This is a genomic window from Arthrobacter sp. ASL1 (genome assembly GCF_056680475.1).
Map to the genome: position 1 here is coordinate 1,755,718 of NZ_CM155284.1, position 26,166 is coordinate 1,781,883.

Annotated in this window: 20 protein-coding genes; 9 read left to right on the forward strand and 11 right to left on the reverse strand. The window is 63.4% G+C overall.

Going from position 1 to position 26,166, the window contains the following annotated elements; all coding sequences use genetic code 11:
- Nucleotides 1-6: 6 nt before the first annotated feature.
- From AC1MEQ_RS08305 to AC1MEQ_RS08315, 3 genes are all read right to left on the reverse strand, one after another.
- Nucleotides 7-666, reverse strand: coding sequence for a GntR family transcriptional regulator (locus AC1MEQ_RS08305; protein ID WP_479795647.1), 660 nt, complete (start codon nucleotides 664-666; stop codon nucleotides 7-9).
- Nucleotides 659-1,444, reverse strand: coding sequence for an ornithine cyclodeaminase family protein (locus tag AC1MEQ_RS08310; RefSeq protein WP_479795649.1), 786 nt, complete (start codon nucleotides 1,442-1,444; stop codon nucleotides 659-661). Before AC1MEQ_RS08310 ends, AC1MEQ_RS08305 begins: the two co-directional genes overlap by 8 nt.
- Before the next feature lie 197 nt (nucleotides 1,445-1,641).
- Nucleotides 1,642-3,183: a chlorohydrolase family protein gene (locus AC1MEQ_RS08315; RefSeq protein ID WP_479795651.1), complete on the reverse strand. Its 1,542-nt coding sequence runs from the start codon at nucleotides 3,181-3,183 to the stop codon at nucleotides 1,642-1,644.
- A gap of 235 nt (nucleotides 3,184-3,418) precedes the next feature.
- Between AC1MEQ_RS08315 and AC1MEQ_RS08320 the strand changes: the two genes are divergently transcribed.
- Nucleotides 3,419-4,801, forward strand: a complete 1,383-nt coding sequence (locus tag AC1MEQ_RS08320) for a DUF3100 domain-containing protein (RefSeq protein ID WP_479795653.1) — start codon at nucleotides 3,419-3,421, stop codon at nucleotides 4,799-4,801.
- A gap of 145 nt (nucleotides 4,802-4,946) precedes the next feature.
- Here the strand turns inward: AC1MEQ_RS08320 and AC1MEQ_RS08325 are convergent, their stop codons facing one another.
- Nucleotides 4,947-6,494, reverse strand: a complete 1,548-nt coding sequence (locus AC1MEQ_RS08325; RefSeq protein WP_479795655.1) for a M20/M25/M40 family metallo-hydrolase — start codon at nucleotides 6,492-6,494, stop codon at nucleotides 4,947-4,949.
- A gap of 257 nt (nucleotides 6,495-6,751) precedes the next feature.
- Between AC1MEQ_RS08325 and AC1MEQ_RS08330 the strand changes: the two genes are divergently transcribed.
- Entirely contained in the window at nucleotides 6,752-8,614 is a 1,863-nt protein-coding gene (locus tag AC1MEQ_RS08330; protein ID WP_479795657.1) for a calcineurin-like phosphoesterase C-terminal domain-containing protein, read from the forward strand.
- Between the two features lie 45 nt (nucleotides 8,615-8,659).
- On the opposite strand, the gene AC1MEQ_RS08335 is transcribed toward AC1MEQ_RS08330, so the two are convergent.
- Complete coding sequence (locus AC1MEQ_RS08335) at nucleotides 8,660-10,075, reverse strand: amino acid permease (RefSeq protein ID WP_479795659.1); 1,416 nt, start codon at nucleotides 10,073-10,075, stop codon at nucleotides 8,660-8,662.
- A gap of 107 nt (nucleotides 10,076-10,182) precedes the next feature.
- Between AC1MEQ_RS08335 and AC1MEQ_RS08340 the strand changes: the two genes are divergently transcribed.
- Together AC1MEQ_RS08340 and AC1MEQ_RS08345 are read left to right on the forward strand one after the other, a co-directional pair.
- The gene (locus tag AC1MEQ_RS08340; RefSeq protein WP_479795661.1) at nucleotides 10,183-10,695 is read left to right on the forward strand and encodes an Lrp/AsnC family transcriptional regulator; all 513 of its coding nucleotides are present in this window, start codon (nucleotides 10,183-10,185) and stop codon (nucleotides 10,693-10,695) included.
- A gap of 331 nt (nucleotides 10,696-11,026) precedes the next feature.
- Nucleotides 11,027-12,073: a hypothetical protein gene (locus AC1MEQ_RS08345; RefSeq protein WP_479795663.1), complete on the forward strand. Its 1,047-nt coding sequence runs from the start codon at nucleotides 11,027-11,029 to the stop codon at nucleotides 12,071-12,073.
- Nucleotides 12,074-12,374: 301 nt separating this feature from the next.
- Here AC1MEQ_RS08345 and AC1MEQ_RS08350 read toward each other — a convergent pair whose 3' ends face one another.
- Both AC1MEQ_RS08350 and AC1MEQ_RS08355 read right to left on the reverse strand, forming a co-directional pair.
- Nucleotides 12,375-13,121 carry a DUF6308 family protein gene (locus tag AC1MEQ_RS08350; protein ID WP_479795664.1) on the reverse strand — a complete coding sequence of 249 codons (747 nt, stop codon included), beginning with the start codon at nucleotides 13,119-13,121 and terminating at the stop codon, nucleotides 12,375-12,377.
- 277 nt (nucleotides 13,122-13,398) lie between these two features.
- Nucleotides 13,399-13,797 carry a hypothetical protein gene (locus tag AC1MEQ_RS08355; RefSeq protein WP_479795666.1) on the reverse strand — a complete coding sequence of 133 codons (399 nt, stop codon included), beginning with the start codon at nucleotides 13,795-13,797 and terminating at the stop codon, nucleotides 13,399-13,401.
- Between the two features lie 175 nt (nucleotides 13,798-13,972).
- Here AC1MEQ_RS08355 and AC1MEQ_RS08360 point away from each other — a divergent pair, with 175 nt between their 5' ends.
- From AC1MEQ_RS08360 to AC1MEQ_RS08370, 3 genes are all read left to right on the forward strand, one after another.
- A complete protein-coding gene (locus AC1MEQ_RS08360; protein WP_479795668.1) occupies nucleotides 13,973-14,380 on the forward strand; it encodes a DUF4190 domain-containing protein in 408 nt (135 codons plus the stop codon).
- 537 nt (nucleotides 14,381-14,917) lie between these two features.
- On the forward strand, nucleotides 14,918-15,265 hold the full coding sequence (locus tag AC1MEQ_RS08365) for a DMT family transporter (RefSeq protein ID WP_479795670.1): 348 nt from the start codon (nucleotides 14,918-14,920) through the stop codon (nucleotides 15,263-15,265).
- A complete protein-coding gene (locus AC1MEQ_RS08370; protein ID WP_479795672.1) occupies nucleotides 15,265-15,585 on the forward strand; it encodes a DMT family transporter in 321 nt (106 codons plus the stop codon). Before AC1MEQ_RS08365 ends, AC1MEQ_RS08370 begins: the two co-directional genes overlap by 1 nt.
- 192 nt (nucleotides 15,586-15,777) lie before the next feature.
- Here AC1MEQ_RS08370 and AC1MEQ_RS08375 read toward each other — a convergent pair whose 3' ends face one another.
- The 4 genes from AC1MEQ_RS08375 to AC1MEQ_RS08390 all read right to left on the reverse strand — a co-directional run bounded on the left by AC1MEQ_RS08375 (nucleotide 15,778) and on the right by AC1MEQ_RS08390 (nucleotide 24,501).
- Nucleotides 15,778-18,042, reverse strand: coding sequence for an NACHT domain-containing protein (locus AC1MEQ_RS08375; protein ID WP_479795674.1), 2,265 nt, complete (start codon nucleotides 18,040-18,042; stop codon nucleotides 15,778-15,780).
- A 279-nt stretch (nucleotides 18,043-18,321) separates the two neighbouring features.
- A complete protein-coding gene (locus tag AC1MEQ_RS08380) occupies nucleotides 18,322-21,468 on the reverse strand; it encodes a C-terminal helicase domain-containing protein (protein WP_479795676.1) in 3,147 nt (1,048 codons plus the stop codon).
- Nucleotides 21,465-23,327, reverse strand: coding sequence for a phospholipase D family protein (locus AC1MEQ_RS08385; protein WP_479795678.1), 1,863 nt, complete (start codon nucleotides 23,325-23,327; stop codon nucleotides 21,465-21,467). Before AC1MEQ_RS08385 ends, AC1MEQ_RS08380 begins: the two co-directional genes overlap by 4 nt.
- Nucleotides 23,320-24,501 (reverse strand): DUF6361 family protein, encoded by a 1,182-nt coding sequence (locus AC1MEQ_RS08390; protein ID WP_479795680.1) that lies wholly within the window; start codon nucleotides 24,499-24,501, stop codon nucleotides 23,320-23,322. Before AC1MEQ_RS08390 ends, AC1MEQ_RS08385 begins: the two co-directional genes overlap by 8 nt.
- A gap of 399 nt (nucleotides 24,502-24,900) precedes the next feature.
- On the opposite strand from AC1MEQ_RS08390, the gene AC1MEQ_RS08395 reads away from it, so the two are divergent.
- Nucleotides 24,901-25,203, forward strand: a complete 303-nt coding sequence (locus AC1MEQ_RS08395; RefSeq protein ID WP_479795682.1) for a transposase — start codon at nucleotides 24,901-24,903, stop codon at nucleotides 25,201-25,203.
- A 17-nt stretch (nucleotides 25,204-25,220) separates the two neighbouring features.
- On the forward strand, nucleotides 25,221-26,117 hold the full coding sequence (locus tag AC1MEQ_RS08400; RefSeq protein WP_479796092.1) for an IS3 family transposase: 897 nt from the start codon (nucleotides 25,221-25,223) through the stop codon (nucleotides 26,115-26,117).
- The last annotated feature ends 49 nt before the right edge of the window (nucleotides 26,118-26,166 follow it).

Genomic DNA, 26,166 nt, shown 5'->3' on the forward strand with positions numbered 1-26,166 from the left:
TCCTTTCTAAATGCGGGTTGCTATGGATTGCAGTGATGGTCGACGCCCGGCCTCGACGTGGGCAAGCATGGAGGCCTCGGCCAGTCGTACTTCCCCGGAGCTGATCGCGTCATAGAGCTGGTGGTGCTCGTGGCACTGGATATCGGCGCTGCGGTCAGCCGTTTGGGCAAACAACCAGCGTGTCCTGGCAAGTATGGGGGGCATCGTGTCGGCGAGCATGCGATGTCGCGCGGCATGGATGAGTTCGGTATGGAATTCGGCGTTAGCCACCAGAATGGCTTGTGCATCCTTCGAGGCCGTAGCCATGTCCGCATGCTTGATCGCTTGATCGAGTCCCTCGTGGGGCGACCCCGCGGCATAGTGCCGGGCTGCCGCGCCTGCGGCCAGTGGTTCCAAGGCGCAGCGCAGATCGAAGAGCTCGTCGACGTCCTGCACTGACATCTCGCGCACTATTGCACCGCGCCGCGGAAGGATCGCCACGAATCCCTGGAACTCGAGATTGCGCAGAGCTTCACGGATCGGAACCCGGGAAACACCGATCTCCTCGGAGAGCTCACGTTCGCGGAGTCGGTTTCCGGGCGCATGGGTACCGTCGATAATGCCTTCACGGATCGCCTTTTCGGCGATCTCCACCATGCTTGCGGCCTCGCCGGATGGTTCAGGCATCAAATGCCACTTCCTTTCCGATCCCGGCTGCGGCAGCTGCCTTGAGAATGACTTCAGCGATGGCGGTGTCCTGCAGGCCAGTGCCCACGGAGTTGTAGAGCGTGATGTCCTGGTCATCCAGGCGCCCGGGCACCTCGCCCCGGAGAACACTGCCGAGTTCTGCGATGATTTCGGGCAACGTGCCGTCGGCAGAAGCGGCCAACAAGTAGTCACCCGACTCGTGCGCTGCCGTCTCCTCGTGGTCGATGAAGACCCGGGAGCGGTGGAACGCATCGGCGTCGACTTCCCTGTCAGTGGGCCGTGGTCGTGCGCCGACCACGTTAAGATGCTGTCCCGGACTCAGCCAAGCACCCAAGACGATGGGTTCGACGCTGGGTGTCAGCGTGCAAATGATGTCGGATCCACGAACAGCCGCCTCGGGGGATGCAGCCACCGTGATGACGGGCATGGTGCCGTGCCACATGCTTTCCAAGCTTGACCGGAAGTTTTCGACGGAGGCCCTCGTCCGGCTCCAGACGGTGATGGCTTCCAGAGGGCGCACCCGGTGGATGGCCCGCGCGTGCTCCAATGCCAGCGCCCCGGCCCCGACGAGACCGAGCCGTGAGGCATCCTTTCTTGCTAACGCCTCTGTCGCGACCGCGGATACAGCCGCGGTGCGGGTACGCGTGGGGATCGCGCCGTGGAGTATGGCTCTGAGGAAGCCGGATTCGCGGTCGATGACGGTGATGGCAGATACCTGGGAAGGCTTGTTGTTGCGTGCGTTGCCGGGGCTGTCCATCAGGGTCTTGCTTGTCACCAGGTTGGACCGAAGGTCGACCCCAAGCATGGGGATGTAGGCCGCTTCCTCCCCCTCCCATCGCAGGGCATGCGGTGCGACGGTGTGCGCATCATGACCTTGCCGACCGAGGACGTCGCGGAGGGCGGCGTGGGTAGCTTCGATGTCGGCAAGGCGTTCGAGGTCGGTGCGCGAAAGAATCAGCATTGGCTCTCCAGGGGGAAGGTCGAGGGGAAGATCGTGTCAGCAGCCCGGCCCAAGGGGTCTCGAAGAGCGTACCCCTCACGCAGCTTGTCGAAAGCAGCCTGGGCATCGGATCGAAGCCTCGTGAGGTCGATGCCCGGTATCCGGCCGTCGCGCATGACGGTTCGACCCGACACCATGGTGAAGACGGCATTGCGCGCAGTGCCGTTGAGCACCAGGGTCCGCAGGGGATCATCGCTGACCCCGTCACGAAAATCGGCCAGCGAGAACGCTGTGAAATCCGCGGTTGCCCCTTCCTGGATGGTGCCGAGGTCGGGCCGGTGCAGCGCCGTGGCACCGCCGGTGGTAGCGGCATTGACGTACTGCGCGTAATCCGCCGAACCATGTCCGAACTGCGCTCGGGCAGCGTGCAGTCCAACGTCCATGCCGCGGACCAGGTCGGGTGGAAATGAATCGGTACCCAAAGCCATCGTGATGCCTGCAGCGTTGTAGTCCGACAACGTATTGAGCACGCCGCCATATCGGAAAGTAGTCAGGGGACAATGCACCACGCTGGCTCCCGCCTCCGCGATACGGCGCAAGTCGGGCGAGTCCTTCGCCTGCCTCTCCAGCCCACCCAATGCCGGGTTGCGGTCCGTCCACAATGCGTGCGGAATCAGCAGCCGGTCATTGAGCAGGTTATGCCGCTCCAACAAGTCAAGGGGGGTGATGCCAAGGCGATCTTGAATGAGGATGCGTTCCCACCCCTGCTGGAGGCTATGCAGCCGCACCAGAAGATCCCGTTCCGCTGCGGCCCCGGCTGTTGCTGACAGGAGGTCATCACTCATGGTCTCGATGCGGCAAGGGAGCAGAACGGGACTCAATAGTGGATCATTCGCGGCGATGAGCTCGTCGGCAAATTCCAGTGCCTCTTTAAGGCCCTGGCGTGCCAACTGGTCATCTGCCACGAGCGTCCGTGTCACTTGTCCGTCAGCATCCAGTTCTGCTGCCGAAACCGCTGAACGGTATGAGGGGCCGAGCCAGCCCCGTAGGCCGATTTCCTTGGATATCCGGGCCATCTCCCGCAGTTCGTCCGCCTGCTCGTTCCACTCGAGGTGGATCTCGGAGGCGATCGGCATATAACTCGTGATGCCATGCAAGGCCAGCTGCACCAGCCCGAAGGTCCGCAACGTCACGCGTTCCGAGGGAGTCAGAATCTCCGTCCGGTGGTCCCGCCAATGTTCAGCGGATCCTGCCAGCAACAGGGCATCCTGAGGGCTGTGCCAGGAGTCCAGCAGAAGATGGTCAATGTCCACGAGCGCGTCGAGGTCAATGAAGCCGGGAAACAGGACGGCCGCACCCAGGTCGATGACCTCCGCCGTATCGGGACCCGCATCAGCTTCAGACGCGCCGGAATCCCCGCCCGGCTGCCAGGAGGGGTTCCGGGTGGATACCTCGATGATCCGGCCATCACGAACACGCAGGACGGGATTGGTCAACCACCGTCGATCCTCCCCGGCGCCGACCAGTGCGTGCTTCGCTCGAATAATTGATTCCATGAGATTGATTGTATACCAAAACGAACGAATGCTTGTGAGCAACATTACATTGATGTACTGTTACCCGCATCACAACGCATGTAAGTTCGTTCAAACGCTTGTTCGACAGTGCCGAAATCTCCGATTGGTATACAAGATGACTCAGAAGTCTTCACGCTCCAAAACGGTAGTTGACCAATTCCCAGGCGATAAAGACACTTCGCCAGCGGGACCCTCCATTCAATTAAGGCACTGGATGATCTCGTTGGGGCTCAGTGTCTGCATCTCCCTCGTGGCGATCTTCATCGGCGACCACACGATCAAGCTGGGAATCTCCGCCATCGTTTTGTTCCCGATCATCTGGGCCGTCCTGCTCGGCTCAATCGTGGGTCTGCAGCGGTTCAAGCCAGTGTCCGGGCGGGTGCGGGCCGTCGGCGACCCGCAGATCCGTATCGGCATCGTCCTCTTCCTCGCGCTACTGGGCATGGGCATTGGTCCAAGCCTGGGGCGGATCACCAATCTCGGGCCAGCGATCATGCTGCAGGAAGTCGGGCACGTCTTCGGCACGGTCATCATCGCCTTGCCGATCGCCGTTGGCCTACGTATGGGCAGGGCTGCCATTGGTGCCAGCTGGTCCGTTGACCGCGAGTCATACCTCGCTTTCGCCATCGAGAAGTTCGGCACGCGGGCGCCCGAGTACCGTGGCGTGTTCGGCGTCTGGATCTTCGGGTCATTGTTCGGGGCCCTCTATATTTCCGTCATCGCCGGTCTGATGGGCAGCCTGGGAATCTTCAGCCCGCTGGCACTTGCCATGGGGCTGGGTCTCGGTTCATCCTCGATGATGCTCGGCGGGGTTGGCGCCCTGTCGGCGCTCTACCCGGAGCAGGCCCCCGACATCCTGGCCGTTGCCGGCCTGTCGAACCTGGTCACCAACATCGTCGGATTCTATGCGGGTGTTTTCCTGTCACTGCCGCTGGCGCGCAAGCTGTACCTGTTTTGGACCCGGGTATGGCGCCGTCCACAAGCCGAAATCGACGAGGCCAAGCTCGTCGCCCGTGGTGCCATTCCGCCGGGAGATGCCTCGAGAGATGATGCCGGCATGGCGGAGCACCACGCCGACGAACCCGCCGGCAACACCTCGAACACGGTCCAGACGACGGCAGAAGTTGCCATCCAGGAAGGCGCTGCCGACGATCCGTCGGAGCCGCGCGGCTGGAAGGTCAGCCTCTTCGTCTACGCCAGCGCGGGACTGCTGGGCTTGATGCTCAACGTGATCGGCACCGGGCAGTTCAAGCCGGTCCAGCTGCTGGGAACGTTGTTGTTGGTGGTCCTGACGGCGTTGGCCTTCCGCATGGCAAAGTGGCTTCCCTCCGTTCCGGCCAGTGTCTGGGTACTTGGCCTTGCCACGATTCTCAGCGCCCCGTTCATGCCCTTTGCCGACATCTTCGTTGGTCTCGTTGATGGCATGAACGTCATGCTCTTTGGTCTATTGCAGCTCGCTCTAATCGGTCTGAGTCTGGGACGTGACGTCGGGGCCATCAAGCAACTCAGCTGGAGGGTCGTCGTGGTAGCGCTCATTACGCTGACGAGTACCTTCATTGTTGCCGCAGCCTTGGCGCAATCAGTTCTGCACCTCTGATCCGATTGCTGGTGAGCACCGATATCCGGCTGTCCCGCAGGGCGCGTCGGAATGGTCCCCACGACCATGAACCCCCCCGGCGGAGGGTCGGTGCCCGGAACGAGAGTCGCCGCCGCCCAGGCACGCGAGCAGATCCGCCGCCGGTTCAGGCCAGGAACTGCCCGAACACCTCGTACATGAAGTCGCTGCCCTGCTTCAGCGCCTCCACGTAGATCCGCTCATTATTGCCGTGCATCGCGATGAGCTGCTCGTTGTCCAACACGTACGGATAGACGCCGTACCCGGGAATCCCCTTCTCCCGCCAGGGGGCCAGGCTGGTTCCTGCTTCGAACAGGGCGGGGGCGAATGCGGCGTCCGGGTACGCTTCCTCGGACGCCCCGGACAGCGCCTTGAACAGGTCGGTGTCCGCGTCCGCTGGTGGGGTCGCCCACGTTGTGTCCAACGCGTCGAGCGTCTCGGCTTCGCTCATCCCGTCGGAGACCGCCAGTTCGACAGTGATCCCACGCTTCTTCATCATTGTGCGCACCTGATCCAGGAAGTCGCGTGGCTTCTGCCCGCCCGGAATGGCCCGGCAGTGCACTCGCACATGGGCAGAAGAGGGGATGACATTCTCCTTGTAGCCGGCATCCTCGATGACGAACGCATGGGTGGTGCGCAGCAGGGCACTGTGCAAGTACGGGTAGTTGGACCGCTTGACCATGACCGCCGCTGCCCGTTCGCGGGCGTTCTGGCTGTGGGCCTTGAGCATCAGCTTGATGGCCTGTTTGAACCGGCCGTCGCTGGACGCGTCGGCGAGCGCGACGAAGTACTCGCGGGTCACCGTCGTCAGGTGCACCGGGGCCTGCCACTCCCCCAGCTCGGCGACGCCGCGGGAGAGCGCCACGACGGCGGAATCTGGCATGGGCTTCGACGAGTGGGTCGCGGTCCCGTCGGCGGTGAGGTCGAGGTTGAAGTAGACCTTGTCCTGCCGGGTGGCGGTGATGAGCATCGGGGTGGTCTTGTCGTCCTGCGCCAGGAACCAGCCGCCCTCGGTCAGCACCGCACCGGCGTCGAGCTTGTCCCAGTGGTTCTTCGCCAACCAGCGTGAGCCGAACGAGCCTGCCTCCTCGTCGCAGTCGGTGAGCACGATGATGTCGCGGTCGAACGTCGCTCCCTCGGCCAGGTGGCGCAGCAGCGCGCTGATGGTGGCTGAGTTGGCACCCTTCATATCCAGCGCCCCGCGCCCGTAGACCTCGCCGTCGACCACCTCACCGGAGAAAGGGTCCACGTCCCAGTTCTCCCGCTCCACCGGCACCACGTCCGAATGCCCCAGGATGAGCAGTGGCTTGGCCACCCCGGTGCCGGGGATGCGCGCCAACAGGTGCACGTTGTCCGGTTGTGGCGTATCGATGATCTCCACCGGGACGCCGGCCCGCTCCCACACCGCCTGGAGCATCTCCGCGTGCTGGCGGGTCTTGGCTCCTTGGCCGTAGTTCTGGGTGTCGAAGCGCAGCATCCGCTGCAGCAGGTCCAGCGCATCCTGGTCCGCTTCAGGAATCGCGGCGGCCGCCGAGGCGGGCCGCGCGGAGGTGGTCCCGGCGAACAGGCCCGCTCCCCCGAGGCCCGCGACGCCCAGCGCGGCTGCACCTCCCAGGAAGGCACGACGGCGGACGGGACTGGATGCCGCGGTGGACAGGATGCGGTGGTCGGACATGGGGACTCCTCGTATCGATTCTTGTCAATGACTCCACGAATGAGTTCACCCTTCACCTGTTGCTCGTCGCAATCAATAGGTGATGGGCATCACGATCGACAAACGGTGTGATGGGCGCGGTGAACGGGCTCCCAAACCGTGGGCAAGTCGTCACGAACTGGCCGCGGCGTCGCTCCCCCGCGTTCACCCACACCCGGAACAGTGAAGTGCGGACCGGCCGGTCGGCCGGTTCTTCCGCTCGCACCCCGGAGGATCCCTTGACCGAACAAAGCGCACCACCCCGCGGCACGCGCCGGCGGCTGAAGCTGTCCCTGGCGGCCTGCCTGGCCCTCGCAGCCACCGGCGCCCTGCTCTCCCCCGCGGCCGCACTGCCCGCACCGGCGGCAGCCCCCGCCGCCCAACCGGCGAAACCCGCAGGCGGCACGTGGGAGCAGAACGCCTACCGCGGACACGTCGACGTCGTCCGCGCGCCAGAAGGAAGCACGACCCCCGCACCCAAGACCCTGACCGGCGTCGTCTTCGATGACCGTGACCAGGACTCCCGCCAAGGCACCGGCGAACGCGGCATCCGCGGGGTGACCGTCTCCAATGGCCGGGACACCGTGAAGACGGACGCGAAGGGCCGCTACGAACTCCCGGTGTTCGAGAACATGACGGCGTTCGTCACCCAGCCACGTGGCTACCAGGTCCCCGTCGATGCTGACAACGTCGCGCAGTTCTTCTACAGCCACCTGCCCGCCGGCTCGCCAAAGCTCAAGTACGGCGGCATCGCCCCCACCGGGGCCGTCCCGCAGGCGGTGAACTTCCCCCTGGCGAAGTCGAAGGCCACCCAGTCGCCCACGCAGGCCTGCGTCATCGGTGCCGACGTGCAGACCTACAACTCCCGCGAGGTCGAGTACGCGCGCCACGGCGTCTTCGCCGACCTGGCGAAGCGCACCGACTACGCCGGCTGCGGCGCCCTGTTCATCGGCGACGTGGTGGGCGATGACCTCTCCGTCTTCAACCAGACCCGAGACCTGACCGCCATGCTCAACGGACCGGCCCGGTTCCTTCCCGGCAACCACGACATCGACTACGACGCCCAGAACCAGCAGAACGAATTCGACTCCTTCCGCGCCCAGTTCGGACCGGAGTACTACTCCTACGACGCCGGCAAGGCCCACATCGTCGCGCTGAGCAACATCGAATACCCCACGAAGGTCCCGGCGAAGCACAGCGACTACACGTACGCCCTCGGCGAGCAGCAGCTCGAATGGCTGCGCCAGGACATCGCCAACACGCCCAGGAACAAGCCGATCGTGCTCGCCGGCCACGCCCCGCTGCTGGAGTTCTACTACAGCGACTCGCACCAGGTGCGCGAGCTGCAGGAGATCTACAAGATCCTCGACGGACGCAACGTCACCTCCCTCGGCGGGCACACCCACATGAATGAGAACCTGCGTGCCGGGGACATGCTGGCCGGTTGGGAGGGCAAGGTCGGAGCCAAGGGCCTGCCGTTCACGCACCTGACCGTCTCCGCGGTCGCCGGCCACTGGTACAGCGGACGCGAGCTGCCCGGCGGCTACCGCACCTCCGTCCAGCGCGACGGCACCCCTCCGGGCGTGCTGACGCTGGACATCAAGAACTCAAAGGTCGTCGAACGCTTCACCCCGCAGGGCGGCGACGACTCCGACCAGATGGCCCTGGGCCTGAACACCCCGGCCTACCGCGATTGGTACCAGGTGAACGTCACCAAGCCCCGCGGTCAGGCGGACGAGCTGAAGGATCCCCTGATGGTCCCCCGGGCCGACCTCGGCACGACCTGGCTGACCAGCAACTTCTGGACCGGTTCCACCGGGTCGAAGGTCAGCGTCTCCATCGACGGCGCCGCGCCAATTCGGGCCACGCGCACCCAACAGCTGCAGGGCGAGGACGTCAAGAGCGGCGTCGAGTACTCCGACCCGGCAGCCATCCAGGAACAGTTCGTCGGGGGCGGCGGGCTGGCCGACCGCACCATGCACCTCTGGCGCCTGGACCTGCCGCAGGATCTGGCCGTCGGCAAGCACACCGCGAAGGTCACCGCCACCGACGTCCACGGCCGCGCCTTCACCGAGTCGCTGCCCTTCGAGGTCAACCAGTAGGGAACCGAACAGAGCACCACCAGGGCGGAGCACGACGGCGGGGCCTCACCCCGCGGTGGTGCTCCGCTCCCGCTGTACCCCGCCTTTGCGGGCGGCCACCATCCGCCGGCGCATCACGAAGTACAGCACGGCGATGACCACCGCGAAGGGGACGCCGAAGGCCAGCGTCAACGTGAACTCCTTGATGAACAGCGTCGTGACCAGCAGCGCGGCCATGAGCACGGCGCCCAGCCACGATCCCCACGGGTAGAACGGCAGCTTGTAGCGCAGTGCCTCGCCCCGGCGTGCATGCGCGCGGCGGAAGAACAGGTGGGTGACGAAGATCAGCAGCCAGGTGCTCATGGCCCCGAACATGGACAGGGCCATCATCGCCGTGAACCCGGCCTCCGGGTTCGCGGCATAGACCAGTGCCGCCACGGCGATGCCGCCGGCGGAGAGCAGCAGGGCGTTCACCGGTGCCCCGTTCTTCCGGATCCGCCCGAGGAACCGCGGGGCCTGTCCGGCCCGCGATAGCGAGAACATCATCCGCGTGGAGATGTAGAGCTGCGAGTTCATGGCCGAGAGTGCCGCGACGATCACGACGAAATTGAGGATGGAGTCGGCATACGGGATGCCGGCGACCTGCATGACGGTGACGAAGGGGCTGCCGCCGGCGAGGATCCGGTCGACCGGGGCGATGGCCAGGATCAGCGACAACGTCAGGAAGTAGAACAGCACCAGGCGCACCAGCGTCACCTTGAATGCCTTCTTGACCGCGACCTCGGGGTCCTTGGCCTCACCGGCGGCCACGGCAATCATCTCGATGCTGAGGTAGGAGAAGATGGCGATGACGACGGCGAACCACACGCCCTTCGCCCCGCCCATGAAGAACCCGTCCCCGGCCTGGTAGTTCGCGAACCCGAATTCCGGGCTGACTCCGCCGAAGACCAGGAAGGCGGCGATGATGATGAACGCGACAATCGCGAAGACCTTCGTGGCCGAGAACCAGTACTCCAACGTGCCGAACGCCTTGACATTGAACATGTTGACCGCGATCAGGACCGCCGAGAAGCCCAGGACCCAGAGCACCGGCGGCACGCCGGGGAACCACATCTGCATGTAGTTCCCCACGGCGGTGACCTCGGTGCCGACGGCCAGCACGATGCAGGACCAGTACAGGTACTTGACCATGAACCCCGTGAAGGGGTTGACGTAGTGCTCGGCGAAGGTCCCGAACGACCCCGTCGTCGCATGGGCCACCGTCATTTCCGACAGCGCCCCCATCAGCAGGACGGCGATCAGGCCGCCGATGGCGTAGCTGAGGATGACGCTCGGCCCGGCATAGGAAATGGCGAACTTGCTCCCGAGGAACAGGCCGGTGCCGATGGCCCCGCCCAGGGCGATCATGCCCAATTGCCGTGATGTCAGCTCACGGGACAGGCCCGCTTCCCGCTGGGTGATGCGTTCCAACGACGAACTCATGATGGGCCTCTCGCGCATTTGTGACGACGAATACCAATTGTCGATATTTCTTGCCCGAGCCTAGAATTAAACCCCATCAGGGTCCTAGTGTTTTGAAGAATCACCCAATGTTCGGAGAAATTCCCGTGCTGAATGCGGAAATGATCAAACACCCCCACCGGGAACGGAATGCTGTTCGGCTCGACGATGCCGACCTCGTCATCCTGCGGGAACTCAACAAGGATGCCCGCACCCCCAACAACATCCTGGCCTCCCGAGCCGGGCTGGCACCGTCCACCTGCCTCGGGCGCGTCCGCGCACTCCAGCGTGCGGGAGTCATCCGCGGGTTCCACGCGGACATCGACACGCGCCTGCTCGGCATGCAGGTCACCGCCATGGTCTCGGTCATGGTCCGGCCGGACGCGCGCGACGAACTGCTTGGTTCGGCGCGCGCCCTCCGGGCCCTGCCGGAAGTCCAGGACGTCTACGTGCTGGGCGGGACGCCGGACATCCTCATCCACGTGATCTGCCAATCGGTGGAGGCGCTGCGGGACTTCGTGGCGGTTCACCTCGGCACGAAGGCCGCCTTCGCCTCGACGCAGACCAACCTCGTCTTCGAGCATCTCTCGCCCACGTCCTGACGCGCCCTGCGCCGCCAGGAGACCCCGCGGTGCGGGCGAACGCGCGCATCCCGGTCAGGGAACCGTTGTAGACATTGTCGTCCACGGTCCTGGTCCGGCTGATGAACCCGGTCTGGGTCGAGTACTGCCAGACCCGGTAGTTGGTCCATCCCCGGGGCAGCTCGCCGGGCGTGTTCTGCGCCGGCAGGATTCGCCGACCCGCCAAGGCCCGGGCTCGACGGCGGTGCTCCAGTTCACCCGGGAGCCATCCGGGTGTTCCCGGTCATTCATCCTGGCCCCATAGTGTTACGACGGCCGCTTCCCGGCTCGAATCGAATACCAGGAGATCCACATGCGTCACCGCACCGCAACCGGCCTCGCGGCAATGGCCCTTGTCCTTCCCGCCGTTATCGCCGCGCTCCCGGCCGCCGCGGCCCCGTCGGCCGACCGGCACCAGGACACCGCCTTCACCTTCGGCGTCATCGGCGACACCCCCTATGGTGCCGAGCAGGTCGCTGCCTTCCCCGGGGTCATCGACCAGCTCAACCAGCAAAAAGATCTTCGCTTCATCGCCCACGTGGGAGACATCAAGTCCGGCTCGGAGCAATGCAGCGACGAACGGCTCGGCTTCGTCAAGGAACAGTTCGATCGCCTGAAAGCCCCGCTCGTCTACACCCCCGGCGACAACGAGTGGGTCGACTGCCACCGCGCCAACAACGGCGCCTACAACCCGCTCGAGCGGCTCGACACCGTGCGCGACATGTTCTTCCCGACCGCGGACCGGACCCTGGGCGGCGCCATGCACGTGGACTCGCAAGACGAGCTCGGCGTCCCGGAAAACGCCACGTTCACCAAGAACCGGGTGGCCTTCTCCATCATCGACGTCCAGGGATCCAACAACTCGCTGGCCCCCTGGACCAGTCTGGGGCTGGATGCCCCCACCCCCGGGCAGCTCGACGAGGTCCACCAGCGCACCGACGCCGACATCGCCCAACTGCACGAGACCTTCACCAAGGCCGAGCGCACCAACGCCCGGGCCGTCGTCGTCATGACACAGGCAGACATGTTCGACCCCAGCCAACTGGAAGCAGCACAGGCGGACCCGTCGAAGGTCTCCGGGCTCGCGCCGGTCGTACAGTCCCTCGCCAAGGAGTCGGCGGGCTTCGACGGTCCGGTGTATCTGGTCAACGGCGACAGCCACGAGTTCACCGAGGACTCCCCGCTGGCCGCCGGGTCGCCGTGGCTTGATGTCTACGGCATCGCCCCGGTCGGGAACCTCCAGCGCGTCACCGTCGAGGGCGCGGCGGCCACGCACGAGTGGCTGCGCGTCAGCGTCGCCCCGAACTCCTCCCGCACCGACGACGTCGTCACCTGGGAGCGCATCCCCTTCTCCGGGTAGCGCCGTCTCCACCGGGGCAGACCCGAGATGCACGGCGGCGGGGACACAGTGCCGCAGAACCTGGACCGCCCTCGGCGTCGCCTTGACCGCGATCGCCGACCACGTCCAGCTCAAGGACCCCGGAACTGGGTCATGGCCATCGACATCGTGCGCATGGGTGGAGTGCTGCTCGTGGAGACCGCCGCTGTGTCATAAGCCGGGACGGCGGCCACACTTGGGAAGAGGGAGTACGACGACGGGGCCTTCCTTCGTCGCTGTACTCCCCTTCTGCTGGTCCCGGGCAACACAAATGCGAGGAACGCTAACTCATCGACCGTCCGTAGGATCCGTGCATCCAGATCACGATGTCCATCACTCGCAGGAGGCTGAGTTGCGACGCTTCCGGGACCTTTTCGCGTAATGACTCCGTAAAGTCGACTACCACCAGCTTGTCATCAATCGCCAGATGCATAGCACCCCACCACATGTCCCAGTAGGTCGCGTCCTTTGCCCCCAGCTCTCGCATGACCACGCTGTCTTGAATCGGCACGAGAGACGGCCGTTTGCGCGCCATCACCTTGCTGACCGTTGTCTGCCCCATCTTCCAGAGGCGACCCGCCTCGTCGCGACGAAGCAGGTTCCATAATTCTTGAAGCGCGGACGTCGACGCGTACGTGCTTGGGGTGCATTCTAGATCTTCCATCGCCATGTCTACGGGAATTTCGGCCAGTACCTCGGCAAATGCAGCTGAGCGCGTCTCGATGATGTTCCACGCAGCAAGCGGCGGGACGTTCACCGACAGAAAGGAAACGGCCAGAAGGTCCGTCGCCGTGATGACGTTTGGATCTTCTTCGGCGCGGCCGAGCTCGTCAAAATGGCGACCGACAGCTGGCCAAACTCCGGGAAACGGATCGGCGTCTCCTTCCGAAAATCCGGCAAGGTAAGCCTTCAAATAGCTGGCCGCACGCTTGGATGGCGCAGTGCCCGCTCCGGAAGATCCGTCCCCCAATTCGGTACGCAAGTATTCCCAAAACTTATAGCCGAGGTCCAACGAGTCATCGTGTTTCAAGTTCCACTCCTTAGCGTTCGGGCCAGATCGACTAAATGCTTCGGTGCCCATAGTTGATGATGCACCCTTGGGATCCGGGCCCCAACTCGTCGGTAATTCTGCCTCCGACGGCCGAGCGGGTTTACTCCCGGAACTGCCCGAACACCTCGTACACTAAGTCGCTGCCCTGCCTGAGTGCCTCCACGTAGATCCGCTCGTTGTTGCCGTGCATCGCGATGAGCTACTCGTTGTCCAAAACGTCCGGGTCGACGCCATACCCGGAAATCCCCTTCGCACGCTACGGGGCCAGGCTTTTCCCAGCGTCGAACAGCGCCGGGGCGAACGCTGCGTCGGAGTTGGTCTCCGCAGCCAAGGTGGACAGCGCCTTGAACAAGTCGGTGTCCACGTCAGCCGATGGCGTCGCCCAGGTCATGTCCAACTGGTCGAGCGTTTCAGCTTCGCTCATCCCGTCGGACACCGCCAGTTCGACAGTGATGCCGCGCCGCTTCATCATCCGGCGAAAGTCGGCCAGGAAATCGCGTGGCTTCTGCCCGCCCCGGATGGCCCGGCAGTTCACCCTCACGTGGGCGGAGGACGGGATGACGGTCCCCTTGTAGCCGGCATCCTCGATGACGATCGCATGGGTGGTCCGCAGCAGCGCGCTGTGCAGGTAGGGGTAGCTGGAGCGCTCGACCATGACACGGGCCCCGCGTTCGCGGGCGTTCTGGCTTCGCGCCGAGACGTCAACTTGATGGCCTGCTTGAAACGGCCGTCGCTGGACGCGCCGGGGGCGTCTTATGTCGAGACGGATCAGTCCACTACCGTGGGTATACCGCCGGGGAACGGCCCTCGCTTCAGGACTGGGGGTCCCCATGTACGGACTGCAAGGCTGGCACATCGTCATCCTGTTGATGATCGTTGTTGTCGTCGCCGTCGTCGTTCTCGTCATTGCCTTGGCCAGCAGGTCCAAGAAGCCGATGGGCGTCGATCCCTATGGGCGGCCGGTGTCGTCGCCACCTCCCGCGCCGCAGACCCAGATCGGTTACGCGATGGATGGCCAACCGCTCTACCAGCAACAGGCACGGCCGGGGACAAACGTCCTCGCCGTCCTCGCCTTGGTGCTCAGTTTCTTCATCGGCATCCTCGGTATCGTCTTCGGCCACATTGCCCGCGCCCAGATTCGGCGCACCGGCGAGGGCGGCGCCGGATTGGCACTCGCCGGCCTGATCATTGGATACGTCTGGGTGGGGTTGTTCGTCCTGCGGATCGTGGCGTTCTGAGCGGCATCACAACGCGCCAGCTAATGCGTGGCCCGGGGGCTCATTTGTGCCTCCATTCACTGGTGCCAACAGTTGGGCCCATTGGTCTGTGAATCTAAATCGAAAGCAGAACACGACGGCGGTTGTTACCGCCGCCGTGCTCCCCATCTGATTCCGTGTTTCGTAGGTCAGTGCTGTGTCGAGCGGCAACTGTCGGTGGCGGCGGCCTACGACGTGCCCCTTCTACTTGGCAGCGCACTGCTTACACATCGGGTATTGATTGGTTCCAGATCGACGATTGGCTGCCGGAATCTGCTGACCGGTGGGGCAATCGTTGAAAATGTGGTGAACGTCGGGATCACTCGCGTTCGTGGAATAGTACGGGCTAACTCGCATGGTTTCTCCTCGATTCGCGCCGCATCGTTGCGGCTGTTTCGGACGATACTTTTCGGCCCCGACAGAATGGCGCGATGAAGTCGAAAACTCGGCGCCAAGGCGCTCCTCGCTCGTCTTGAAGATCTATCTCCTGCCACAAGGCGTTGCTGGGAGAATGGACCCATGACGAAGTGGATCCTCCTGGCCTGCGCCATCCTCAGCGAGGTGACCGGTTCAATGTCGCTCAAGGCGGCGCTCGACCATGCCGGCTGGTACGCGGTGACTGCGGTCGGATTCGTGGTGGCATTCATCTGCCTTTCCGGCGTCCTGCGCCGGGGCATGCCGCTGGGCATCGCCTACGGGATCTGGGGAGCCACCGGCGTCGCACTCACGGCCGTGGCTTCCGCCTTCATCTTCAACGAGGCGCTCACCGGCACGATGCTCGCCGGCATCGCCCTCATCCTCGCCGGCGTCCTCACCGTCGAGCTCGGCTCCCAGCGGGCAGCCACCCGGACCGGGGTCACCGGCTGATGGCGTGGCTCCTGCTCATCGCCGCCATCGTCAGCGAGGTCGGCGCGACCCTGTCGCTGTGCATGGCCACCCACGGCAGCAAGCGCTGGTACGTCCCCGTCGCAGTCGGCTACCTGGTCGCGTTCACCTGCCTGGCACTCACCCTGCAAGCCGGCACGGGGCTCGGCGTCGCCTACGGGATCTGGGCCGCCCTCGGCGTCGCACTGACAGCGGTTGCCAGCCGCATCCTGTTCAAGGAATCGCTAAACTGGGTCATGGCCATCGGCATCGTGCTCATCATGGGCGGAGTACTGCTCGTGGAGACCGGCGGAGTGCACTAACGAGAAATGGTCCCAGGGTAAGACGGCGATAGGGAGTCATTCCACGACAGCAGCGGCACTTCAAAACCGCCGCATACGACATCGTCAATGGTCATAACCGTACGCCGGCGAGATTCCACCAGAGCTTCGTCGGCGTGGAAAATCGCGCGGCATAGAACAACTTTCCAACTATGTTGACCTGCCGCGCAGTCGTTACTTCGACAACCGAAAAGACGCAGGTGACTCTAGAATGGAGCGCGCGGCTGGACGTCGGCCGCGAACTGGACGGTAGATCGCCGATGGCCCATGTGGCCGCTCTAGCCAACCGTCGGCCATCAGTCGAGCAATGGCCTGCGAGACCAGCGGCCTCAGATGCGGTGGCAGTCCTCGCGATAACGCTCCTTCTTTACGGCCGGATCCGCTTTGAGCGTAGACCTTCTTGAGGATGGTCAGTGCAACACGAATATCATCGGGCAAACTCAGCTGGACAATTCCGGCCGTCGTCTCAGTCTTCGGGCTAAACGATTCGACTTCGACGCTATGGAATCGGGCCTCAAGTGAAGCCGGGATTGAGCTCCATCCCTCGATGGTGCCAATTACGCATTCCGAAAAAAACGGAATCGAAGATCTCTCATCCACAGAAGTGGCGTCGAGCCGCTGGACCAGGCAATTCGAGAGCGTCGCACGGTCGAAAAGGGGTGTATCGCCCAATGAGATCGAGTCGAAAATAACTCCTTCTACTGAATACGCGGTCGTGAATTGTTGGTCCTCAGTCATCATCGATTCGGCCACACGAAGCGTGTCGGCGAGTACCGCATCAAACTGATTGCGATCCTGGCGCCTCTTTGCAACGGCCTCTACAGATTTTGAAGTCATACCCGATTTCGCAAGCAAATACGCCGACGCTTCTGTGCCAAGGGCCGCGCAAGCCACCGCCCACGAAGCTGTCCCCCCAAGTGGATGATCCCCAAATGGATCCGTTAAGTAATCAGCAAGGTCCACTCCATAGGCAGTAGTAGCCAAGTCTTGGTCGACGAATACGCGGTCCTCCGATCCCGCACTTTCCCCCTTCGAAAGCCCCGGCAAACGAAGGAGTACCTGCAGCCCCTCTTCATCGGGCTGAATCCCATTTACGTCGGTATATGCGCGACGCAACTCTTCCATTCCCACGGGACCTGTGACGTCACTCTTCGAACGCGCTAGCGTCGCAACGCGAGCAACAATCCTCTTTATAACTTCTGGACGGACTGCGGTGAACATCTGCGCTTCGCGGTTGCAGATTGCCTCGAACATGGAAAGCCAAATCGGCCCCTGCGGATCCTCCGAAACAGATAACTTTCCATCGCTATCGGCCTGCACCAGATACCCAATTAGCAAAGGACGGCTCGGCACCCAATCGGGCAGATTCCAAGCAACGCCCGCTTGGTCGAGGTATTGCCCAACCTGTTCTTCGCTGAAATTGGACATAGTCAGAACTTCAGACTGCGTTCTCATGCCCAAGGCTTCTAGCATCTCCCTGTCAGAAGAGAAGTATTGAGTTCGACCACAGACAACTACGCCGGCCGAGTGCGGCGTCTCGTGGATCAACTGACGGACGGCCGAGAGCGCCTCCCAACGAACAGTTCTAACGTCGGCAGCGTTGCCCAACCAGCGTGACGGAATAACTTCGTCGAATCCGTCGAGGAGCAAAGTGCACCTTCCGGCACGCCAAGCCGAGATCAGCGACATGTCGTGAGTGAAGCCAACTGACTCCGCATGGCGTCTCAATATTTCTGACGGAGTCTTCAGGCCCGCGCAATCCCGCAGGTTAATATGGAGAGGAAATGGCTGCAGCTTGCCGCTCTTAAAATGCTGCTTCCTCAAGTGTCGAAACATGCTTCGTAACACATGGCTCTTACCAATCCCGAAGTCGCCAGTGATGAGTATTGACCCGCCCTCAAGGAGTCGATTACTCACTTCCGAAACCGTCAGTGATTCGCCATTTGATACATTCAAACTGGCCGGTACATCACGCTCGCCACCAGTCTTTAGGTAAGCGACACTTCCGAACGGCGCGTTCACCCGGCACCCCAAATAGGACTCGGTGTCGCAAAGTCGCTGATAAAGCGTCGCAACGCTGATTGCATGAATTTTTGCGGGACCACGTGCGGCGTCCCGGACTGAATCGCGCTGTTCAGCGGTCGGTTCGTCGCGAGTTACAAACCATCCAGTAAACGATTTGAATCGGTGTTCAGACTTTAAAGAGAGAGCCTCAATAAACTCGGCGATTTTCAGTGCGTCCTTGGTGGCTTTGGCCTTTTTCCCATCCGTGGTGAACTCATACACATTTACAGCATCATGGGAGACGAAAACACCATCGCGCTCCTTGCCGGCATGCATGGTCGCGCCCTGAGTGCCAGAAGGATCGTGGATAGCGCGCGCAATCCCCAGCGCCCGCATTTCAAACTCATGCCCAGATTCTTCGACTTTCAACGACATGTTTCTCCCATAAGCTCATGCTGATGTGCAGCCCTTATTAGTTCGACTTTCCAGCGACCACAGCTTTTCAAATGTCCCCTCTTAGTCGCGATCGTAGCAGCAGGATATGCGTGCTCTAATGCCAGAGGTCTGCTCTTCCTACGGGTCGGCCGAGGACTTAGAAAGATTGAGATTGACGATGGAGATCTAAGCGCAAGGAGGCCGGGCAATGTTCGACCGCGGAAGCGTCTACGCAAGGCCCAATTTCCTTAATATTCGCCGACGACATCGGTGTGGAGCTTACGGCCGTAAATCTAGCGCCCTGACATCGTGATTCCGGATTGTCTCCAATAGGTCGTCTTGTCGGGCCTGGCCCAAGGCCAACCGGTAGGACGCCAACCCAGAGAGCATGCGCTGGGTCCGCGGGACGTCGCGGCTCAACGGGTGATCGAGCAACCGCCGCTCGATCTTGTACTCCCCCGGGTGGACCCAGTAGGGAGTGAACTCGCGGACGCCCATCGGCTGTAAGGCAGCGTGCTGCTCGGCACGTTTGAAAAGCTTCTCCCAGACATTGCCCGGCCCATCCTCCAGGACCTCGACACTATAGGTCGCCGCAACGTTCTTCCGGACGGCATGCCCCATGTACCGGTGCACCCGTCCCTCACGCTGTTCGAAATCGACGGGGTTCGTGGGGACGTTCCAGTGGATCACGGAATGGCTCCACCAATGGAAGTCGATACCCTCCTGGCCCACCGACGTCGAGGTGAGGACGAACGGCCAGAACGGGCTGTTGAACGCAGCCCGCACATCGGGCATGCGCTGGGCCGCTCCATCCTCGGACCGGCCTCCCCCGTAGCGGACGGCGAACCGCGTCCCCAATGCCATTCCGCGGCCTTCCTCGGACGGGTCCTTCGCCCAGAGGGTCGCGGACGTCAGCGAGAGCGCCCGTCTGATGCCGACGGCAATCTCGTCCAGCTGATTGACGGTGACGGCTCCGCGCGGTTGTTGGCTGCGGAGTTGGAAGACGTACTCGTCAAGCACCGACTGCAAGTTTCCAGCGGCGCAGTACCGCAGCACCGCCTGCCAGTAGTCGAGATCGGGATACAGGCTCGTCAGCAGGACAGTAGCGTCCTGCCGGTTGAACAACGTCCGCAGCCCTTCCGCGGCAAACAGCGCCGCGCGCCAGTGCGCCATCTTGTCCAACGATGCCGGGAGAATTCGCCCCAAAGCCCGATACACGCAATTCGCCGGAGAGTTCAGCGCCAGCTCGCCCACTCCCTCACGCCATCGACCGTGGCCGGTGGCCGACAGCTCCAGCATCCGTTCGAGGTGGATCATGAAGTTGGACTGTTCGGTATGAGTGTCTGCCGCTGGGGATGGTGACTCATCAGAACCTAGGGAGGCGATGGAGGCGATGGCATCGCTGGCGGCTCCCCGATCCCGGGTCAAAGCGGAGGGTAATGCCTTCCCGGCGCCGTAGTAGTGCCCCCACAGCGTCCGGCCGTCGTCCGCGTGGTCCGGCCCCAGCCGCTTTTGCAGGATGGCTTCGGCCTGCTCACGAAGCTCGTTCGTGTCGGCTGGGCGGCCTCTTCCAGATTTGAGTAGTCGCAGAGGGTCCACCAGGTTTGCGAGTTCTGCATGCGGGACGAACAACGCGAGGGCAGACATGGCCTGTGGGGCGCCGTCCCGGACACGCCACGTCAGGCGCTGGGCGAAGCGCGCCCTGGCCTCCGCCGAGTTTTCCGCAGTTTCTTCGGGCAAGGTCATGATCCGGCGCTCGGCTTCGTAGGAGAGCAAGGTGCTGACGGAGTTCGGTGTGGCATTCCACGCCGAGAAGAGCACCTGCTTCGTCGCCCCGGCGTCCACATCGGCGTATGCGCCGGCAGGTTGGCTGTACGGGCACGACGGCGGCATCCACAACAGCTTCCAAAGTCCGGAGTCGAGCATATGGCTTTCCACCGCGCGGTACTTGGCATTGTCCCCTTCCAGCCGTTGGAAGGATGTGAGCTTCTCGCGGTCGATCGTGGTTGTCGACGACGCAAGTGACCGTAGATCGGTGTCTCCATCCGCCGGTTCACGGTCGAGGGCCTTGCCCAGCTGGTACTCTCCCAGGAAGTTGGCGAAGTACGGCACGGACTTCCAGTACTCGAGGGGGTTGCCCGTGCCTGCGGCGTGGGACAACCGGGTCAACGAAGCCAGGCTCCGCAGGTCGGCGGGCCGGACGTCATCCGGTGCCATCTCGATGACGCGGAGCATGTCGTCGTCGCCGAGTTGTGGCCGCTCGGTGCGGCACATGTACTTCTTCAGGTGGCGCTCGATGGATGCCGCGTTGTCCCCCGGCTCGATGGCAGCCAGTTGCCGGCGTCGCCGGGCCAGGAGCTTGTCGAGGGTGGCCATCCAGGTCGGCTCCTCGTGGGCGAGGAAACCGAGCAGTTCGGTGAACTCCTTGGCGTGGTCCTCGCCGGCGTCGTCTTGGCCATGGGTGAGTGCCTTGTAGGGCGTGGCCGAGAGCAGCAGGAGCTTGGCGCCGTCGTATTCGAGGAATTGGCGGGCCAGCTCGGCGGCGTTGACCAACTCCGCGTCCGCCGAGGGAGGTCGGAGCAGGTCCTGGAAGCGCTGGAACTCGTCGAGGATGATGAGATCCGGTTCCAGGCATTCCAAGCCCACCTCGGCCATGACGGCGCGCAGGTCCCTGATGAGATCCGGCATGCCCTTGCGCAGCTCCGAGGTGGGCTCGGCGGACCTGAACGCCTTCTTGAAGCGGCGCATGAGGCCGCTGTCAGTGGCGCGTTGCCGGAAGTCCTCGCGGACGGATGGATCGAAACCGTGGGGATGCAGTCGCTTGAGCCGGTTGACGTGGTAGCGGAAGCCCCGAGTACCGGAAGTGCCACGCAGGAGCTCGACCACGTGCGGTTCGACGTCCTCCGGGAAGCGCTTGGGTTCGCTCCGGTTGTCCCGCTCGCCGAGCAATTCCTCGAGCATGAGGTAGAGGGCAGCGCGTTCCTCGGCGTTGCCCAGCCGCTGGCCTTCGCTAAATGACGTGCCGGGGGTCAGTGAGATGAAGTTGACGCGTTTGGCGGTGTTCTCTGCCGGGGCTGCGTTCAGGCGCCGCAGTTCGAGCGGCAGCAAGGTCAGTCGTCCGGATTCGACGATGTCGGTCTGTCGGGTGACGTTGACGCGGGCGATGTTCTGCTTGGCGAGGTCCACGTTGGAGCACATGTAGACGACGTCGATGCGTTCGACCTCGTCCACGGTTTCGAGGTGTTCGATCGCCCGGGCGACCACGCCGGCGGCGACGACGGACTTCCCGAGCCCGGTTTCGTCGGCGACCAGGAAGCGGTCCGTGGAGTCGCGGCCAGCGTAGAAGCGCTTGATCACGTGGTTCACGGTGCGTTTCTGGAATGGTTTCAGCCCGGCCAGGATGGGCCTGGTGTCGAAGGCGGTCATGCCTGCACCCCGATGGCTTCGACGGTCACGTTCCAGAGCCGGCGGACCTCGTCGATCTCCGGGTCCTCGCCCATGACCGTATCGAGCCGGTCCATGATGGGTTTGAGGTCGGTGAACATCTGGGCGGCGTCGGGGCTTGCCGCGGCTGCTGCCACGGCCTCGAATAGGCCGGCGAACGTGCCGGTGGAGGTGGCAGCGCCGAACAGGCCGTGGAACGCCCCGGCGTTTCCGAGCGGCGTCACGTCCTCGGGGGTGAGGAACAGCAGCAGGAAGGCCCGCAGCTTCTCCGGCGTATTGAGTTGGCTGGCCACGATGTGGTCGATCCTGCCCTCGACATCCGTCCGCAGGACCCCCTGCACGACGGCGGTGCGCACCAGTCCGCTGGCGAGATCCTTGAGCTCGACGAGGACGTAGGGGGTGACCAGTTCGAGCAGGACTCCCCGGAACAGGTGTTGCTGTCGGCTCCCGGCGGATCCCATGGTCGTGAGTTGCGACGGAAGGGTCAGGAGCCCGACGCGGGCGGTCATGGTCGACGGCGGGACGTAGTCGTGTTCGATCCTCACCTCATACGCCGGTGAAGAAGTTTCCGGCACGGCGTCGAGGACGAAGGCGTGGGCCGCCGCGTTGATGAGTTCGTTCTGCAGGCGCCATTCCGCCTTGTCGTCCTCGGTGCGCTGCGCTCCGCCGTCCCCGTTGAATTCGGCGAATGGCAGTCCCGCCAGCGATTCTCGGATCCTGTCCGTGCCGATGCGGCTTTTGGGGCCCGTCATTTCGACGGAGAACTCGACGTTGCCGTGGAAGGCAGCCCGGGTGGCGTTGGCGGAGCCCATGAGGACGTGCGTCGTGCGGTCGAAGTCGGTGAAGAGTGCCTTGGCGTGGAGGCCGCGAAGGTCCTCAGCAGCCGGTCCCGGCTCGGAGGTGTCGTCCTCGAGCGGACTGCCGAGGTCGTCCAACGCCTGGAAGGTGATCCGGTCGTTGGCCAGCGTGTTCGGGGACAGGCGGTCCAGCTCTGCACCACGGCCGTAGACCTCGAGTGCCCGTGCGCCGTGACCAGACAGGATGTCGACGGTGGCGTCGTCGATGAAGGGCGCGACCAGCAGGCGCTGTCCGCCGAACGATCGACCCGAACCCGATTGTCCGTTGTAGCCGGTGCTGGCGGTGGGGTCGGCGAGGAACGTGGCCAGGGAATCAGGGGGGAACGTCTCGCCGGCTCCCAGGGGACGGAAGGCCAGCGAGTGGATGTCTTGGGGCAGCTCCCACCGGACGGCAGCCACGCGATGCGCCAGATCGGCGATGCGCTGTGCCCGAGCTGCGGGCAACGTGGCCGTGGCGAGATCCGGAAGGCCGGCGACGAACCGCGCCAGAGGTGAGTTGTCAGTGGGAACCGGGGCCTCGTCGTCGTACTCAGTCTCGAGGCGGCCGTCGAGGCGGATGAGCAGATCCCAGGTGGTGTCGGGGGTGAGGTTGCGGCTGCCGCACAGGAAGCGGTAGCAGCGGTCGACCTCGGATTCGAAGTCAAGGAGCCAGATCTTGGGGTGGAACAGGGTGCCACGTCGCGGCGGGAGGACCTGGTGGATGATGGGTTCGAGGACGGCGAGTAGGTCGTTCGCCTGGCGTGGGGCGCGGATCATGCCGGCCTGGCAGAAGATGTCGATGCGATCGGACACCTTGCGGACCGCATTGAGCACGGCGACCGAGTTCGTGGGATCGTCGCCCGAACCCCGGACAAAGCTCAGCGGCACGGCCAGGGCACTGAGCATGTCGAGCGTGAAGGTGGTGCCGGCAGCATGGCTGAGGCGGTAGCCGGCCGGCGGCCGGAGCTGTTCGGTGAGTGCCTCGCGGGCGCCGGGGTCAAGCACGGGCAAGCCCTTCCCTCAGGTCGACGATCATGTTGCGGACCTGCTGCCAGCGGAAGGTCTGCGTGTTGACCCGTTCGGGCGGCGTCCATGCGCGCAATCGGCGTTCGTTCACGAAGCGCGAGTTGGCCCCCTTGGCGCGTTTCTCGCGGTCGCGGACCATGCGGTGGAGTTCTTCGTTGTCGGCGAGGCGCGTCCCGGAAGCCAGTTCTTCCACGCTACGGCGCAGGAAGTAGGTACTGCCCGGCTGAATGTGCGGGTTGGCTTTCTGAGCACGAGCCATGAAGTCGTCGAGATCCCATTTCCGGATCAGCTCTCTGTGGTGATCGTCGGCCTGCCATTCGTCCATCAGCAAGGGGTCCGATTCCTCGGCGTCGCTCCCATACCGGGTATGTGCCTGCAAGGTGACCAGATGGCAGTACGTCGTGTCGAGTCCGCGTTGCAATGCCGAATATGCTTCGGCATGCTTGAGCCAGATCGCCGCATCGCCCGTGGCGGCTTGGGCGCACGGATCGGCCCATGCGGTCGGGCTGGTCTTGAGGAGACGTTGCGGTTTGGCTGCCATCAGGGCCAACAATGAGTCGCCAACGGTGGCCAAGAGGCGGTCTCGGAGCCACTCGGCCTCGGCACGATTCAGCTCGATGCCCTGTTCTTCCATAGAGGGAAACCCGGCAGGTGCTACCGGGAGTCCGGCATGCCAGACCGGGGCCCCTGGCAGGCCTTGTCTGCGAAGCTCCGATTCTTCGATCATCGCGTCCCCGATACCGGTGCGCTCGACATCCATGCGCACGATCCCCCACGCGCGGAGCGCTGACCAATAGGCTGCCGACGGTAGCTGGGCGACACGGTCCCCGGCGCTACTTCCGATGAAACGGTTCACGCCCAATTCCTGGAACCGGCGGATCAATCGACGCTCGGTCTGTTCGCCGGTTGCTCGAAGGAGTTCCCCCGTCTTGGCATTGGACGATGTTTGATAGCACCACGGCACCAACAACAGGTATCGGGCCGCTACGTGCAGGACGGAGGTGCCGGGAAACAGGGAATTGCTGATGATGTCGCGAAACTGCCCAATGGCGAGGTCGTCAACACTCTCGGGCATCTCGAAGAGTTTCACGAGCTCGCGCATGCGATTGGACTCATCCAAATTGGCGTCAAGCCAGGAAATCACTGACGGCATGGCGATTCCATTTCCCATGCTCGGCACCGACCCCGAGTTATGTCGAGCCGCATGTCCCCCCCTGACTCCTGCGTGCAATATCGTTACTCGGTTCTACCACCACACATGGTTCTTTCAGAATCATCGCGCCGCCCCTCCCGGCTCAGCGGCAGAACAGGTGTCGTGATACCCAGATGTCGAACGGGTCGAAATCCGTCGAGACAACCTCAGACGGGCGAATGAGTTTCGTACGCGGCTTATGAGACGCGTTAAGGCTCAAATTTTGGTGTCAAAACCTGCCGTTCCAAAAACGGTCAACTTCGTTAGGCGCGTAAAGACAACGACGGCCAGGGCCGGGGAAGACGAAGGTATGCGGCCGTATGGTTTTCTGAGACAGCTTGATTGGAGCCCTCGTTTCAGATGACCGCCAGCAGCAAGAAGAATTACGATCCAGCGTTCCGTGAAGAATCCGTCCGCCTCGTCCTGGGCTCTGACCGCTCGGTGAACCAAGTCGCCGAGGAAATCGGGGTGAAACCAAGCACCTTGGGCAACTGGGTCCGCCGGTACCGTCTGGCGAACCCCGAGACGGCCGGCACTGCCCAAACCCGAGGCCCGGTGCCCTGGGACGAACACCAGAAGGCCTTGGCCGAGAACGCGAAGCTGAAGGCCGAGGTCGAGTTCCTGGGAAAAGTCAGCGCCTTCTTTGCCGCGAAGCAGAAGTAGAGGACTTCTACGAGTTCATCGAAGCAGAGAAGGCCAACCACTCCATCGCCTGGCTATGCCGGGCACTGAAGGTCTCCAGGGCATCGTTCTACCGTTGGCGCCGGCCCGCAGGCCCAACGCCGCGGGCCGTGCGCCACGAGCAGCTCACCGAGGCAGTGACCACGTTGTTCAGCAAGGAAAAGGACCGCGCCGGACGCGACCAGTTGACCCTGATGCTCAACACCGCCGGGACCAAGGTTTCCGCCCCGACCGTCGGGGCGATCATGCGGGCCAACGGCCTGCGGGCCGTGCGCACGAAAGCATGGAAGGCCACAACCGTGCAGGATCCGCAGGCCAAGACCGCCCACATCGAGAACCACATGCTCGATGACGACGGACGGAGGGATTTCACCGCCGAGGCGCCCGGCACCCGGTTGGTCGGGGACATCACCTATCTGCGAACCGGTGAGGGATGGCTCTTCCTGGCCACGGTGATCGACCTTTGCACGGGCATGGTCATCGGCTGGTCGATGGCCGATCACATGCGCGCCAGCCTCTGCACCTCGGCGCTGAGAATGGCGCGGGACCACGGCCATTTCGCTGATACGGGCACTATTTTTCACAGCGACAGAGGAGCTCAATACACCTCGGATGAGTTCCAGAAATGGTGCTCAGGGAACGGGGTTACCCAGTCGATGGGGGCCGTCGGGGTCTGCTGGGATAATTCCGTCGCCGAGAACTTCTTCTCGCATTTGAAGACCCAGTTCTACCACCACGAGCGCTTCGCCAGCCGCGTCGATGCCAGGAGTGCGGTCATGGACTACATCGAGTCCTGGTACAACCGCCGCAGGCCTAACCGTCGGGCCGGAGGCATTCCACCAGCAATCGCCTTGGCCAGCCATCAGACCCGTGTCCAGGAACCCCTGGCCGCGTAAAGAAAACCACTACGAAACTGTCTCAAGAACTTGACGACCGCAGTATGGA